This window comes from Streptomyces sp. SGAir0957, from assembly GCF_043523415.1.
Genome location: NZ_CP027293.1, coordinates 7910705 through 7923622, shown reverse-complemented (window position 1 = coordinate 7923622; position 12918 = coordinate 7910705). Strand labels below are relative to the sequence as shown.

Below are 12918 nucleotides of genomic sequence, written 5' to 3'. Positions count from 1 at the left end.
CACACGGAAGTTACAACGTTGGAACCACAGTCCACGGCAAGCGCTTGCTGCCGTGCACGCAGGGCGCGCCTGTCCGAACCTTCCGGGAGGACCGCATGTCTCCGCACCCCCCATCCGCTCCGCCGGGTCCATCCGCTCCGCCGGGTCCATCCGCTCCCCTGGCCCGCAGGACCGTCCTCGGCACCGCCCTGGCCACCGCGCTCACCGGGTGCTCCACCGCGAGCGGCGGCTCGGGCGGCGGGATCTCCCTCACGTTCACGTGGTGGGGCAACGACGACCGGGCCGCGCGCACCGAGAAGGCGGTCCGCCTCTTCGAGAAGGAGCATCCCGGCGTCACCGTCCGCACCTCCAACGCCGAGTTCGGCGCGTACAAGCAGAAGCTCGCGACGCAGGCGGCGGGCGGCGGCATCCCCGATGTCGCGCAACTCGACTACCGGCAGATCTCGCAGTACGCGGGCGGCGGCGCCCTGCTCCGCCTCGACGACGCCGTCAGGGAGCAGCGCGTCCGGACCGCGGACATGGACAAGACCTTCCTGCGCACCGGGAGCTACGAGGGCGGGCAGTACGCCGTGCCGATGGGGCGCGGGATCACGGGTTACGCCTACGACGCCGCCATCTATGGGAAGGCGGGTGTCCCCACGCCCGAGCCGGGTTGGACCTGGCAGGACTGGACGGACGCCCACCGGCGGATCGTCGCGCTCGGCCTGCGCTCCCCCGACGGCCGCCCCTACACCGGCTGCAACGACGGCGGCGGCAACGAGGACGTCTTCGAGGACTGGCTGCGCGGCCGCGGCGGACGCCTCTACGCCAGCCAGACCCGGCTCGGTTTCACCGAGGACGACCTGACCGAGTTCTGGACGTTCTGCGACCGGCTGCGCAGGCAGGGTCTCGTCGCCGCCGCCAGGGACTCCACGCAGGCCAAGTCCACCGAGACCAGCCCGATGGGCCGCGGCCTCGCCGCCGCCGACTTCACCTGGGACGCCCCCTTCCCCGGCTACCCCGCCCTCCTCGGCGACCAGGTCCACTACGCGCCGGTCCCCACCACCGGCGGCCGCCAGGGTGCCTACTTCAAACCCTCCATGCTGCTCGGCGTCGGGGCGCACAGCGCCCACCCGAAGGAGGCCGTCGCCCTGGTCGACTTCCTCCTCAACGACACGCGCGCGGGCGACATCCTCGGCTTCACCCGCTCCACCCCGCCGAACCGCACGATCGCCGCCCGCGTCGCCGCGACGCTCGAAGGGGCGGAACGCGAGATCTACGACTACGCGCAGAAGATGGAGAAGTACGGCCTCGATGCGCCGCCCACCGCACCGCCCCGCGGTGACGTCCCCCTCCAGATCGCCTTCGGGCGCGCGTACCAGCGCGTCATGTTCGAGCAGACCACCCCGCGTCGGGCGGCACGCGAACTCATCGACGAGGCCCACCGGGAGCTGCGGTCATGAGCACAGCCACGACCGGCGCGCCACCGCGCGCGCACGAGACCACCGAGCCACGGAAACCGGCGGGAGGGCGTCGCCCACGGCGCGAACGGCAATGGCCCGCCTACGTGTTCCTCTCCCCCTGGATGATCGGCGCACTGGTCCTGACGCTGATCCCGATGGCCGTCTCGCTCTACCTGTCGTTCACGGACTACAACCTGTTCGACCCACCGCACTGGATCGGCCTGCGCAACTACACGGAGATGCTGACCGAGGACCCGCGCTACTGGCGGTCGGTGGGCACGACCCTGCTGTACGTCGTCATCGCCGTACCGCTGAAGCTCGCCTTCGCGCTCGGCGTCGCCATGCTGTTGCGCAACCTCGGCCGGGGCCGCGCCTTCTACCGCTCCGCCTTCTACGCGCCCTCGCTGCTCGGCGCCAGCATGACGATCGCGCTGGTGTGGCGGGCCCTGTTCAACGACGGCGGCTCCGTCGCGCACGTCCTGGACGCGGTCGGCATCCACACCGGCGGCTGGATCGGTGACCCGGACCTGGCCGTGTACGCGGTCGTGCTGCTCACGGTGTGGCAGTTCGGCGCGCCGATGGTCATCTTCCTGGCGGGGCTCCAGCAGATCTCGCCCGACCTGTACGAGGCTGCCGCACTCGACGGCGCGGGCCGCTGGCGCCAGTTCCTCTCCATCACCGTTCCGATGCTGTCCCCCGTCGTCTTCTTCAACCTGGTCCTGGAGATGATCCAGTCCTTCCAGGTCTTCACCCCCGCCTTCGCGATCAGCGGCGGCGACGGCGGCCCCGCCGACTCGACGCTCTTCTACACGCTCTACCTCTACGAGCGCGGCTTCACCGCCTCCCACATGGGCTACGCGGCGGCGATGGCCTGGATGCTGCTGATCGCGGTCGGCGTCATCACCCTGATTCTCTTCAGGACGTCCCGGTCCTGGGTCTTCTACGCGGACGAGGAGGGGCGATGAACACCGCCACCCGGCGCCGGCTGCCACACACGATCGCGGCCGTGGCCCTGCTCCTCCTCCTGTACCCGCTGGCCTGGCTCCTCGCCACGTCGCTCAAACCCGCCGACGAGGTGGTGACCAGCCTCGACCTGTGGCCCAGCCACCTCGAGTGGTCCAACTACACCACCGCTCTGGACGGTGTCTCCGGCGTCTCCGTCACACGTCTGCTGAGCAACACACTGGTCATCGCGGTCGGCGCCGTCGTCGGCAACGTGCTGTCCTGCTCGCTCGCGGCCTACGCGTTCGCCCGGCTCCGATTCCGGATGCGCTCGGGCATGTTCGCGTTCATGGTGGCGACGCTGATGCTGCCGCACCACGTCGTCCTGATCCCGCAGTACATCATCTTCAACCGGCTCGGCCTGGTGGACACCTACTGGCCGCTCATCCTGCCGAAGTTCCTCGCCACCGAGGCGTTCTTCGTCTTCCTCATCGTCCAGTTCATGCGCGGACTCCCCCGCGAACTGGAGGAGTCCGCGCGTATCGACGGCTGCGGCGCCTTCCGCACCTACTGGTCGATCACGCTGCCGCTGAGCCGGCCCGCGCTGATCACCACCGCGATCTTCACCTTCATCTGGACGTGGAACGACTTCTTCACGCAGATGATCTATCTGTTCGCCCCCGAGAAGTTCACCATCACCCTCGCGCTGCGCAGCTTCGTCGACCAGTCCAGCACGTCGGCGTACGGGCCCATGTTCGCCATGTCGGTGATCTCCGTGCTGCCGATCGTGCTCTTCTTCTTCGTCTTCCAGCGCTACCTGGTGCAGGGCATGGCCACCTCCGGACTGAAGGGCTGAGACACATGCGGACACCTGTCGAACCGCGCGGGCGGCGCGAGGCCGGAGAGGTCTTCGGTTCGGGTTTCTCGCTCTTCGCCGACATGTTGCTCGTCGGCCTCCTCACGAGCGTCGCCTGCCTGCCCGTGCTGACGCTGCCCGCCGCGTTCTGCGCCGCGTCCGCCACGCTCGGGGCCGGCGCCCGCACCGGAGCGCCGGTCACGGCCGCCGCGTACGTACGGGCCCTGCGGACGCACCTGACCGCGCGGAGCCTGGCCGGTGGGCTCCTTCCGCCCCTGCTCGTCCTGGTGCTGCTGGTGGACGCGGCGCTCCTGGACAGCCCGCTGCCCGGGGCGCCCGTCATGGCACCCGTCCTCGTCCTGCTCGCCCTGGGGGCGGCGACCGTCGGTCTGCGCTCCACCGCGCTCGGCGGCGCGGACCGGCTGTCGGTGCGCGAGGCGCTGGCCCGTTCGCTCGCGGACCCCCGCCCGGCCGCGCTCCTGGCCGCCGCCGTGCTCCTCGCCGCGCTGCTCGCCTGGTCGATACCGCTGCTCGTGCCGCTGCTGCCGGGCCCACTGGCGTTCGCGGCGACCGTGGTGGAACTGCGGGCCCCTGCCGCTGCCCGCGGTGCACCAGAGCCCGGAGCCTGACCCCGTACGTCGTCCTGCCGGCGGCGCACTCTACAAGTTCGGCTGCCAGGGGACGACCGTGTAGTCGCCCGTGCCCCGCGCGACCTTCTCGAAGGGTGCCGAGCTCACGCACTTGGGCATGGCGCCGGTCTCGACGGGCGTGCCGGTCGAGGCCCAGCTGTAGCCGAGCCGGTCGTGGCGGCCGAGGTCGTGGACGGTGATGCCGACCTGTTTCCCCTTCGCGCCGGGCAGGTCGGAGTCGGTGATGACGCCGGAGACGACCGCTACCTTGCCCCCGGTGACAAGGCAGTTGATCTTCGCCTTCGCCCAGGCGCCGTCGCCGTCGAGGTAGTGGCTCCACTCGAAGGTCCCCGTCGCCTTGAGCGGGTTGTCCGTGTCCTTCGCCGCCAGGTGCGCGTCGAAGGAGAGGGTGATGTCTTCCGCGCTGGACCGCTGCAGCTTCGCGGTGCCGGTGAGAGCGGCGGCCTCCCGTCGGTGGTCCCCGTCCGCGTCCCCGTTCGCGTCCCCGTTCGCGGACGCGGCGGTGGATCCGGCCGCCGCGGCGGTGAGCAGGAGCGTGGCACAGAGTACGGCGGTCCTCGTACGGCGGTTCATGGCGGTCCTCCCGGTGAGTGGGTCGCTCGGACGGCTTCCACTCTCCGGGCTGCGCGCTCCCGCCACATCGCGCCCGAGGTGGCATCGGACGTCCGCCGGAGGGTGGGAGATCCCGAGCGGCCTGCGTCCCCAGGAGGACACGCGCGTACGACCGAGGTCGCGCGCTAGCGGGCGAAGCCCCAGTCGAGCATCTTGGCGGCGTCGCCGAAGACCTCGTGGTCGGCGCCGACGATGGCGCCGACCAGGGTGCGATGGTCGCGCTCCGCCGCGAACACGAGGGAGTAACCGGCCTCGGCGCCGCTGCCGGTCTTGATGCCGAGAGCGCCGTCGTAGGTGCTCAGCAGGTCGTTGGTGGTGTTCCAGGTGTAGTAGCGGGTGCGGCCGTTGGCGGCGGGGGCCTCCGTCTTGTACTGCTTGAGCTTGACGATGTCGGCGAAGACCGGCTTCAGCATCGCGCGCTGGCCGAGCTTGGCGAGGTCGCGGGCGGTGGAGCGGTTGTCACCGTGCGAGATGCCGTCGAAGGAGTCGAAGTGGGTTCCGCTGAGGCCCAGTTGACGTGCCTCGGCGTTCATCCGGTTCTCGAAGTCGGCGACGCGCGCCTCGATGGTGTCGCCGGTGCCGAAACTGTCGGCGAGGGCCATCGCCGCGTCACCGCCGGACGGGAGCAGCATGGCGTGCAGGAGCTGGCGGGCGGTCAGCCTGTCACCGACCTGGAGGTCGGCCGTGCTGGCGCCGTTCTCCGTCACGTAGTCGCGGTACTCCTGCTTGACCGTGATCTGCCGGTCGAGCGACTCCGGTTCCCTGAGCACCACCAGGGCCGTCATGATTTTGGTCGTGCTGGCCATCGAGACGCTCTCGTCGGCCTTGACGCCGGCCCACATGGCGCGCTCCTGGCTGCCGTCGCGGGCGTCGAGGAGGAAGGCGTGGTCGGCGGTGATGTCGGGGGCGGCCTGGTCGCTCGCGGTCGTCGCGCCCTGGTCCCGGGGTGCCGGTGCGGCGGTGGCCGCCTCGGCGAGGCCGCCGGCCGTGACCGGCAGGACGGCCCCGACGAGCGCGACCGTCGCGATCCTCGCTCCGGTGCGGTGGATCCGGCTGGGGCGGGCGTGCGAACCCATCAGGCATCCTTCTTTCCCGGCGCGGGCGCGTCGGCTCGTGGCGGATCTCGGTGCACCGCGGAACCCGGTACACAGCGGAACTCGGTACACAGCGGACTCGGTACACCTGCGGAAGCAGGTACACCTGAGGAACTCAGTGCATACCGAACCTACTTGCGCACGGACGCAGATTGTCAAGATCGCCATGTCATGGCCCCGTAACAGGCTCTACAACGATGGAGATGTCGTGCAGACACTCGGCGGGTCCTATGACCCGGACAGCGTTGCGCACAGGGCCGACTCCGCTCCGCCACCGGCGCGGGGCCCCGGTTCAGGTCGGCGGCGCGGGCACCGGGTGGTGGTCGAGGGCCCGGGCCACATGGACGAGGTGGGAGGCCATGGCGCGGCCGGTCGAGGTGGCCCAGTCGTGGCCGCGGTCGTCGTCCAGGTAGTCGGGGCCCGGGCCGGGGCCGAGGTGCCAGTAGGTCCACGCCTGGCCCGGAATCGTGTAGCCGATGTCGCCGAGGGCGCCGTGGATCTCGCTGATGACGTGGTGGGCGCCGTCCTCGTTGCCGGTGACGACGGTTCCGGCCACCCGGTTGAAGGCGACGGGGCGCTCCTGGTCGTCGGTCTCGGCGAGCATGGCGTCCATCCGCTCGAGCACGCGCTGGGCGACGGAGGAGGGGCGGCCGAGCCAGGTCGGCGACGCGATGACCAGGATCCGCGCCGCGAGCAGCTTCTCGTGCACGTCCGGCCAGTCGTCCCCCTCCCCCATGTCCGTCTCGACGCCGGGCTTCAGGTTCAGGTCGACGGCCCGCAGAAGGTCCACCTCGACTCCGTGCCCCTTGAGGGCGGCGATGACCGTGCCGGCGAGTGCCTCCGTGTTGGAGGGTTGTGGTGAGGCTTTGAGGGTGCAGTTGATGACGAGTGCTCGCATGGGGCGAACCCCCCCGTTCCCCACCGGTGCCGAGCGCCCCTGACACGTATTCACCCGGCCGTGTGCGCAGGTGTCTCAGGCGGCGTCGAGCAAGGTGTCGAAGGCGGACGGCAGCCGCTTCCACGCGTCGCGCCCCGCGGCGTACTCCGCGTCGGTGAGGAGGCAGGAGTCGAGCAGCCGGGCGAGGTTGTCGCGGTCGAGCCCCGGTGACGTGAAGACGAGGTGCTGACAGCGGTCGCCGTGCGCGGGATGCCAGTCGAGCGCGGCGGCCGCCCTGCGCACGGGCGGGACCAGGTCCCAGGCGGCGTCGGGCAGCGAGGCGAGCCAGGGCCCGGCGTTCTCGACGCACAGGGCGCCGCCCGCCGCGTCCCAGGCGAGCAGGGTGTCGGGGCGGTCCGCGAGCCAGAACCGGCCGCGGCTGCGCGCGGCGGCGCAGCACAGGTCCTCCAGGGCCTGGTAGAGGCGGCCGGGGTGGAAGGGCCGGTCGTGGTGCCAGACGAAGGTGACGACCCCGGACGCGTCCGCCTCCTGCGGCAGCAGCGCGCAGGCCGGGTGCTGCGCGGCGGCCGCGCTCTCCACGTCGAACCCGGCGAAGGCGAGGCCGGCGAGTTCGGCGGACCCGGCGGCCACGTGCCGGGCCAGCGGGTGGAGCTGGGCGAGGAGCGCGCGGTCCTCGTCGTCGGCCTCCTCACTGTCGACGACGGCGAGGACCGGGGCGTACTCCAGCTGCCTGGCCCAGGTGTCGCTGACCGTCCGCTGGTCGCTCGCCGCGGCCGCGAGCCCCACGTCGGCGAGGTCGTCGCCGTTGCCGAGGCAGGGCAGGACGAGGGCGGGGTCGACGGCCGTGACGACGTTGGTGAGTGCGAGTACGTCACCGGCGTGCGCGGCGACGACCTCGGCCATCGCCCTGGGCTCGACGGAGTCCCACAGTTCGACGATCGCGAGCCGGGTGAGCCCGCCGTCCGCGAGCCGCTCCAGCTCGGGGACGAGGTCCTCGCGCAGGGCGCAGCACGCGCAGTCGTTCACGAGCGCGGCCTCGCCGCGGGACAGCTCGCCCGAGGCGTCGCGCAGGACGCGCAGGACGGTGCCGTCGCCCGCGGTGGACAGGTCGTGGTGGAGGGCGACGCTGTCGGGGACGGTGCGCAGCAGGCCCTCGACCGTTTCCCGGCGCGCGGCGGAGTGGAGCCCGGCCACGATCACGACGGGCATGCGGGTTCCGTGGTTCATAGGTGTCCTTCGGGCGGGCGAGCCCGGGGGCTCGGTCTGGGTGCGGGGCGCGTGTGCATCGCGGCGGATGCCATGACGTACTCTAATGACAATGGTTTCCATTTCCAAGTCACCTGTCCGTGCTCACCCCCCGAAAGGCAGGTCCACATGTCCGCCCACTGCCAACTGACCGGCGCCCGGCCGGGCTTCGGCAACTCCGTGTCCCACTCGCACCGGCGCACCTCGCGCCGCTTCGACCCCAACATCCAGCGCAAGCGGTACTGGCTGGCGAGCGAGGGGCGGCACGTCCGCCTCACGCTCAGCGCGCGCGGCGTCAAGACCGTCGACCGCATCGGCATCGAGGCCGCCGTCGCCCGGATCCGCGCCCAGGGAGGAAAGGTCTGATGGCCAAGAAGAGCAAGATCGCGCAGAACGAGAAGCGCAAGGTGATCGTCGCCCGGTACGCCGCACGCCGCGCCGAGCTGAAGCGCGTCATCGGGCGCCCGGACACCCCGCCCGCCGAACGGAGCGCCGCCCTCGCCGAGCTTCGCCGCCAGCCGCGCGACGCCAGCGCGACCCGGGTCCGCAACCGCGACAGCGTGGACGGGCGCCCGCGCGGTCACCTGCGCAAGTTCGGGCTGTCGCGCGTACGGGTGCGGGAGCAGGCCCATGCCGGATTCCTGCCCGGGGTCACCAAGTCCTCCTGGTGAGCCGTGAGTTGAAGAGCTGAGGGGCACGCAGGGTGGTGCGGCGCCCTGCGGGTCCCGGGCGGTCAGCCGGGGTCATCGGGCGGCAGTCAGCCGGAGTCATGGGCGGCAGTCAGCCGGGGGCACCGGGCGGCGGGCGCCGGGCCGCGGGCGCCGGCTGTCGCTACGCGGGGGCGTCCTCCTGAGCGAACCGCTCGTTGGCCCGGTCGATCTCCGGCATGTGTGTCTCGGCCCACTCCCGCAGCACGGCGAGGGGTTCGTCCAGGGAGAGGCCGAGCGGGGTCAGCCGGTAGAACACCCGGGGCGGCACCGTCGGTTCGACGCGCCTGGCGACCAGCCCGTCGCGCGCCATGCCCCGCAAGGTGACCGACAGCATCTTCTGCGAGATGCCCGGCATCCGGCGCCGCAGCTCCGCGAACCGCACCTCGCCCGCCCCCTCGGTCTCCCCCGCCTCTTCCGCCTTCTCCGCCTCCTCCGCCTCCTCCGCCTCCTCCGCCAGCACCTTGACCGCCATGGAGACCCACTTCGTGCCGATGCGGTCGAGGAGCTTGCGGGTCGGACACGCGGGCGCGAAGAGATCACCGCGCGGACCGGTCGCGCCCTGCGCCGTCGAGTCGGTCATGGTCACCTGGACCTCACCACCTGTCGCCGAAGTGCCGTCTTCCGGTGCCCAGCCTAGCCACCTAGCGTGCCCTGGTATCCGATGGTTACCGGTCCTGATCACCGGTTGTCGAAAGGTGCGCCATGTCCTCTCCCTCCGCCCAGGTGGAACTTCGCCGTGTCCGGGTCAACGGCGTTCATCTGAACGTCGCGCTCGCCGGACACGGCCCCGCCGTCCTGCTGCTCCACGGTTTCCCGCACACCTGGCAGGTCTGGGAGCGTGTGCTCGGGCCGCTGTCCGCCCGGCACCGGGTGATCGCCCCCGATCTGCGCGGATTCGGCGCCAGCGAGCGCGCGTCCGCCGGCTACGACGCCGACACGCTCGCCGACGACGCCCGCGCCCTGCTCACCTCCTTGGGGGTCGCCTCCGCCGCGGTGGTGGCCATCGACGCGGGGGTGTCCCCGGCCCTCTCCCTCGCCCTGCGCCACCCCGGCCTCGTACGACGGCTGGCCGTCATGGAGGCGGTGGCCGGTGGGCTGCCCGGGGCGGAGGACTTTCTGGCCGATGGACCCCCGTGGTGGTTCGGTTTCCACGCGGTGCCCGGCCTCGCCGAGTCCGTACTGGCGGGCAACGAGGCGCGGTACGTGGACTTCTTCCTCGACAGCGGAACCCTGGGCGAGGGCGTGCCGCCCGCCGTGCGGGACGCGTTCGTCGCCGCCTACAGCGGCCGCGACGCCCTGCGCTGCGCCTTCTCGTACTACCGTGCCCTGCCGGAGAGCGCGCGGCAGTTGCGGCGGGCCACGGAACGGGCGCGGCTCACCATGCCGGTCATGGTCGTCGGCGCGCACCCGGTGGGCCCGGCTCTGGAGCGTCAACTGACGCCCCTGGCCGATGACTTGACGGGCCATTCACTCGACGACTGCGGTCATATCGTGCCGCTGCACCGGCCCGCCGCCCTGCTGCGACTCCTCAGCCCTTTCCTCGCGTCAGCGTCTTGAGGAGCGCCCCCGCCATGGCCTCCTGCCCCTTGGCGTTGGGGTGCGCCGGGGCGGCCGGTGAGGTCGGGCTCAGGGGTTCGATCCAGCGGTCGGCGGGGGCTTTGCACATGTCGTGTCCCACCGTCGGGCGATACGTGTCGACGTAGTCGGCCCGGTTCAGGTGTGCCACGGCGCGCAGCATGAGGTTAAGCCGTTTCTGGGTGTCCCGCAGGTAGGGGAAGTCCTTGGCCGCGAAGGGGACGGTCGGGTAGCAGCCGGTGCCGTCGTCGGGCAGGAGCGCGGGATAGCCGACGACGACCACGCGGGCGTGAGGCGCTTTGGCGTGCACGGCCCGCAGGACGCGGGTGACCTTGGGCGCCGTCTGGAGGATCTTCAGCGTCAGCGCGTCGTAGCCCGCGGCGTTGTAGTGCTTCTGGCAGGGGTTGCCGGACAGGTCCTGCGCGCCGAGTCCCGCGCAGGTGCTGATGATCGAGCCGAAGCCGATGTCATTGCCGCCGATCTGCAGGGTCACGAGGTCGGTGTCGCGTCGTACGGCGTCCAGCTGGGGCTTGTTGGTGCCTTGCGCCTGCCACATCTCGGCGGTCGTCGCGCCGCCGCAGCTCACGTCCGTGAACGACGTGAGGTGACGGCTCCGGGCGGTGAGCGACGGGTAGTTGTGGTCGGACCGCGCGCAGCCGGCGTCGACCTGGGCCGGAATCCCGGGCCCCGAGGTGTAGGAGTCGCCGAGCGCCACGTAGGCCGGGCGGTGGCCTCCCGACGGTGCGCCGGGGGCGGCGGCCGCGGCCGTGCCGGCCAGTCCCACGGTGAGCGCGCAACTGCTCAGCGCCGCGAGCGCCGTCGTCGTACACCGCTTGGCTGTCGCTGTGGCCGCACGCGTCCCACGCCTCATGTTGCCCCTCCCCTGGAACAGGCTCTCCGGAAGATTCGCACCTTACCCCGGCGCCGGGGCCGTTGGAGTGTCGCGGCCGCTTCTCATATGACTCCCGCATGTATGGGTAAGGGGCGGATTGCCACGGGCCCGGCCACCGAAAGAACGAATTCCCTTTTCGCCCGCACCCTTGCCCGTACGGAATGCGCAATGCGCGCGTTTGGCTGGATGTGTCCGTCCCGGGCCTCCCCCCTTCCCCCCACACACACCACAGCGAAAGGCATTCATGGGCCGCCGCCGTTTCTCCGTCCGTCTGACGTTCGGGTGCCTGCTCGCCGTCCTGGCGTGCACGTCCCCCGCGCTGTGCGCCCCGCCGCCGTCACCGGAACGTCCCGCGCCGAAGGGCGGCCACGGTGCGGAAGGTTTCCCGATGCGCATCGTCGCCTTCGTCGCCAACAGCGGCTCGAACAACGTCTCCGCCTTCGACGTCCGTCTCGAACGGCCCCTCAGAACCGTCTCCGTCGGCAAGGAGCCGACCGGTGCCGGCGCGGCCCCGGACGGTGCGCACGCATACGTGGCGAACGGCAGGGCCGGGACGGTTTCCTTCATCGAGACCACCGGCCAGAAGGTGGTCGCGACCGTCCCGGTCGGCCCCTTTCCCTATTCCGCGTTCCCGAGCCGCGACGGGCGCCGGGTTTTCGCGGCGAACTGGGGCAGTGACGATGTGTCGGTCATCGACACGCGCAGCCGAAAGGTCGTCGCGACACCGTGGACCGGCGCGCTCCCGCACAGTGTGGCGACGCTGCCCGACGGAACCGCTTATGTCACCGACAGCGGCGGCAACGACGTCACGGTCCTGTCCAAGGAGAACAAACCCGTGGCCCGTATTCCGGTGGGCGATTTCCCCAGCGGAATCGCCGCCACCGGGAAAGGGGACCGGGTCTTCGTCGCCGATACGGGTGCCGGCACCATCTCGGTGATCGACCCCGCCACCCGGAGGACCACGGCGACCTGGCCGGTCGGCAAAGCGCCGCTGAGCCTCGGCGTCAGCCCCGACGGACGGCGGCTCTACGCGGCGGACTCCGGGGCCGGTCAACTCCTCGTCATCGACACGAAGTCCGGCCGCGTACTGTCCCGGGTACCCGTCGGCAAGAACCCGCAGGGCCTCGCCGTCGCCCCGGGCGGGAGCCGGGTCTGGGTCACCAACGAGGGTTCCGACACCGTCTCGGTCGTCGACCCGACGGTCCCGAAGGTACGGACGACCCTGCGCACCGGGCACGGGCCCGAGGGCATCGCCATCACACCGAGGTGACTCGCCATCACACCAAGGGGAGCGGAGCGGTAGCCGCCACGCTCAGTCCCGGTCGACGTGCTCGCGGAGCACCTTGAGGTCGGCCGCGTCGATGTCGTACGTCGTCTTGTTCCAGTCGCCGGTGTTCACTACGTCGACGGACCAGACGGCGGCGCCCTGGTCCGTGTCGTCGAGTTCGACGGAGGTGACCGTGCCCTTCGTCCTGCCGGTCGCGGTCCCGGCGGCCTGCTGCGGCGTCACCTTGGCCTTGGAGAGCAGGCCGGCGAGTTCCTTCTTGTCGTCGGTGTCCTGGTCCGAGTCGGTCCGGGCCGCACCTGCCTTCCCCGTGACCGCGTCCACGCGGACGGTGCTCTTCGTCCCGTCGTCCGCCGCGACCTCGGCCTCCCAACTCGGCTTGTCCGCTGGGCCCTTGAGCTCGATGGAGACCGGCTTCGAGCCGCTGACGGCCTTGACGGCGGTGTCCATCGCCTTGTCGTAGCCGACCTTGGCCTTCGGCACGAGGGCCTTCCGCTCGGCCTGGTCCCCGGTGAGCTCACCCGCCGAGGCCGAGGGCGACATCGAGCCCGAGGCGGAGTCCGAACCCGAACCCGAGTCCGAGGGCGACGTCGACGCGCGGGCGTTGTCGGGCGCGGACCCCGTCTGCGCCGGGTCGTTGTCGTCGCCGCACGCCGTGAGAAGGACGCCCGCAGCGGCGACGGCGCACACCAGACCGATACCGCGAGAGACGCTCGC

General features: G+C 71.5%; 15 protein-coding genes. 8 read left to right on the top strand and 7 right to left on the bottom strand.

The genetic code is table 11. The annotated features are described in order from the left end of the window. Positions 1-95 precede the first annotated feature (95 nt). From C1N81_RS41285 to C1N81_RS41270, 4 genes are read left to right on the top strand one after another with little or no spacing between them, the layout of a single operon-like run. Positions 96-1442, top strand: coding sequence for an ABC transporter substrate-binding protein (locus tag C1N81_RS41285; protein ID WP_394436573.1), 1347 nt, complete (start codon positions 96-98; stop codon positions 1440-1442). Then, on the top strand, positions 1439-2407 hold the full coding sequence (locus tag C1N81_RS41280) for a carbohydrate ABC transporter permease (RefSeq protein ID WP_394436571.1): 969 nt from the start codon (positions 1439-1441) through the stop codon (positions 2405-2407). Before C1N81_RS41285 ends, C1N81_RS41280 begins: the two co-directional genes overlap by 4 nt. After that, complete coding sequence (locus C1N81_RS41275; RefSeq protein ID WP_394436570.1) at positions 2404-3240, top strand: carbohydrate ABC transporter permease; 837 nt, start codon at positions 2404-2406, stop codon at positions 3238-3240. The genes C1N81_RS41280 and C1N81_RS41275 overlap by 4 nt, the downstream gene beginning before the upstream one ends. A gap of 5 nt (positions 3241-3245) precedes the next feature. Next, positions 3246-3869, top strand: coding sequence for a hypothetical protein (locus C1N81_RS41270; RefSeq protein ID WP_394436568.1), 624 nt, complete (start codon positions 3246-3248; stop codon positions 3867-3869). Positions 3870-3899: 30 nt separating this feature from the next. Here the strand turns inward: C1N81_RS41270 and C1N81_RS41265 are convergent, their stop codons facing one another. The 4 genes from C1N81_RS41265 to C1N81_RS41250 all read right to left on the bottom strand — a co-directional run bounded on the left by C1N81_RS41265 (position 3900) and on the right by C1N81_RS41250 (position 7721). Continuing rightward, positions 3900-4463 carry a Repetin gene (locus C1N81_RS41265; RefSeq protein ID WP_394436567.1) on the bottom strand — a complete coding sequence of 188 codons (564 nt, stop codon included), beginning with the start codon at positions 4461-4463 and terminating at the stop codon, positions 3900-3902. Between the two features lie 164 nt (positions 4464-4627). Beyond that, positions 4628-5578, bottom strand: a complete 951-nt coding sequence (locus C1N81_RS41260; RefSeq protein ID WP_394436566.1) for a D-alanyl-D-alanine carboxypeptidase family protein — start codon at positions 5576-5578, stop codon at positions 4628-4630. 310 nt (positions 5579-5888) lie between these two features. Then, a complete protein-coding gene (locus C1N81_RS41255; protein WP_394436565.1) occupies positions 5889-6494 on the bottom strand; it encodes a flavodoxin family protein in 606 nt (201 codons plus the stop codon). A 75-nt stretch (positions 6495-6569) separates the two neighbouring features. Continuing rightward, complete coding sequence (locus C1N81_RS41250; protein WP_394436564.1) at positions 6570-7721, bottom strand: CobW family GTP-binding protein; 1152 nt, start codon at positions 7719-7721, stop codon at positions 6570-6572. A gap of 147 nt (positions 7722-7868) precedes the next feature. On the opposite strand from C1N81_RS41250, the gene rpmB reads away from it, so the two are divergent. After that, complete coding sequence (gene rpmB, locus C1N81_RS41245) at positions 7869-8105, top strand: 50S ribosomal protein L28 (protein ID WP_394436562.1); 237 nt, start codon at positions 7869-7871, stop codon at positions 8103-8105. Then, positions 8105-8410 (top strand): 30S ribosomal protein S14, encoded by a 306-nt coding sequence (gene rpsN / locus C1N81_RS41240; protein WP_394436561.1) that lies wholly within the window; start codon positions 8105-8107, stop codon positions 8408-8410. Before rpmB ends, rpsN begins: the two co-directional genes overlap by 1 nt. A gap of 160 nt (positions 8411-8570) precedes the next feature. On the opposite strand, the gene C1N81_RS41235 is transcribed toward rpsN, so the two are convergent. Then, positions 8571-9029, bottom strand: a complete 459-nt coding sequence (locus tag C1N81_RS41235; RefSeq protein WP_394436560.1) for a winged helix-turn-helix transcriptional regulator — start codon at positions 9027-9029, stop codon at positions 8571-8573. Between the two features lie 122 nt (positions 9030-9151). Here C1N81_RS41235 and C1N81_RS41230 point away from each other — a divergent pair, with 122 nt between their 5' ends. After that, positions 9152-10006, top strand: coding sequence for an alpha/beta fold hydrolase (locus tag C1N81_RS41230; protein ID WP_394436559.1), 855 nt, complete (start codon positions 9152-9154; stop codon positions 10004-10006). Here C1N81_RS41230 and C1N81_RS41225 read toward each other — a convergent pair. Further along, on the bottom strand, positions 9978-10895 hold the full coding sequence (locus C1N81_RS41225) for an SGNH/GDSL hydrolase family protein (protein ID WP_394436558.1): 918 nt from the start codon (positions 10893-10895) through the stop codon (positions 9978-9980). The two genes, C1N81_RS41230 and C1N81_RS41225, sit on opposite strands and share 29 nt — an antisense overlap. 409 nt (positions 10896-11304) lie before the next feature. On the opposite strand from C1N81_RS41225, the gene C1N81_RS41220 reads away from it, so the two are divergent. After that, a complete protein-coding gene (locus C1N81_RS41220) occupies positions 11305-12186 on the top strand; it encodes a YVTN family beta-propeller repeat protein (RefSeq protein WP_394436556.1) in 882 nt (293 codons plus the stop codon). Positions 12187-12228: 42 nt separating this feature from the next. On the opposite strand, the gene C1N81_RS41215 is transcribed toward C1N81_RS41220, so the two are convergent. Continuing rightward, positions 12229-12891: a PepSY domain-containing protein gene (locus tag C1N81_RS41215; RefSeq protein ID WP_394436555.1), complete on the bottom strand. Its 663-nt coding sequence runs from the start codon at positions 12889-12891 to the stop codon at positions 12229-12231. Between the last annotated feature and the right edge of the window lie 27 nt (positions 12892-12918).

Excerpts from the sequence above, each read along its gene's own strand:
- C1N81_RS41280 (WP_394436571.1), top strand. The coding sequence starts at position 1,439 with ATGAGCACAGCCACGACCGGCGCGCCACCGCGCGCGCACGAGACCACC.
- C1N81_RS41225 (WP_394436558.1), bottom strand. The coding sequence starts at position 10,895 with ATGAGGCGTGGGACGCGTGCGGCCACAGCGACAGCCAAGCGGTGTACG.
- C1N81_RS41230 (WP_394436559.1), top strand. The coding sequence starts at position 9,152 with ATGTCCTCTCCCTCCGCCCAGGTGGAACTTCGCCGTGTCCGGGTCAAC.
- C1N81_RS41285 (WP_394436573.1), top strand. The coding sequence starts at position 96 with ATGTCTCCGCACCCCCCATCCGCTCCGCCGGGTCCATCCGCTCCGCCG.
- rpsN (WP_394436561.1), top strand. The coding sequence starts at position 8,105 with ATGGCCAAGAAGAGCAAGATCGCGCAGAACGAGAAGCGCAAGGTGATC.
- C1N81_RS41250 (WP_394436564.1), bottom strand. The coding sequence starts at position 7,721 with ATGAACCACGGAACCCGCATGCCCGTCGTGATCGTGGCCGGGCTCCAC.
- C1N81_RS41220 (WP_394436556.1), top strand. The coding sequence starts at position 11,305 with ATGCGCATCGTCGCCTTCGTCGCCAACAGCGGCTCGAACAACGTCTCC.
- C1N81_RS41255 (WP_394436565.1), bottom strand. The coding sequence starts at position 6,494 with ATGCGAGCACTCGTCATCAACTGCACCCTCAAAGCCTCACCACAACCC.
- C1N81_RS41275 (WP_394436570.1), top strand. The coding sequence starts at position 2,404 with ATGAACACCGCCACCCGGCGCCGGCTGCCACACACGATCGCGGCCGTG.
- C1N81_RS41265 (WP_394436567.1), bottom strand. The coding sequence starts at position 4,463 with ATGAACCGCCGTACGAGGACCGCCGTACTCTGTGCCACGCTCCTGCTC.
- C1N81_RS41235 (WP_394436560.1), bottom strand. The coding sequence starts at position 9,029 with ATGACCGACTCGACGGCGCAGGGCGCGACCGGTCCGCGCGGTGATCTC.
- rpmB (WP_394436562.1), top strand. The coding sequence starts at position 7,869 with ATGTCCGCCCACTGCCAACTGACCGGCGCCCGGCCGGGCTTCGGCAAC.
- C1N81_RS41270 (WP_394436568.1), top strand. The coding sequence starts at position 3,246 with ATGCGGACACCTGTCGAACCGCGCGGGCGGCGCGAGGCCGGAGAGGTC.
- C1N81_RS41260 (WP_394436566.1), bottom strand. The coding sequence starts at position 5,578 with ATGGGTTCGCACGCCCGCCCCAGCCGGATCCACCGCACCGGAGCGAGG.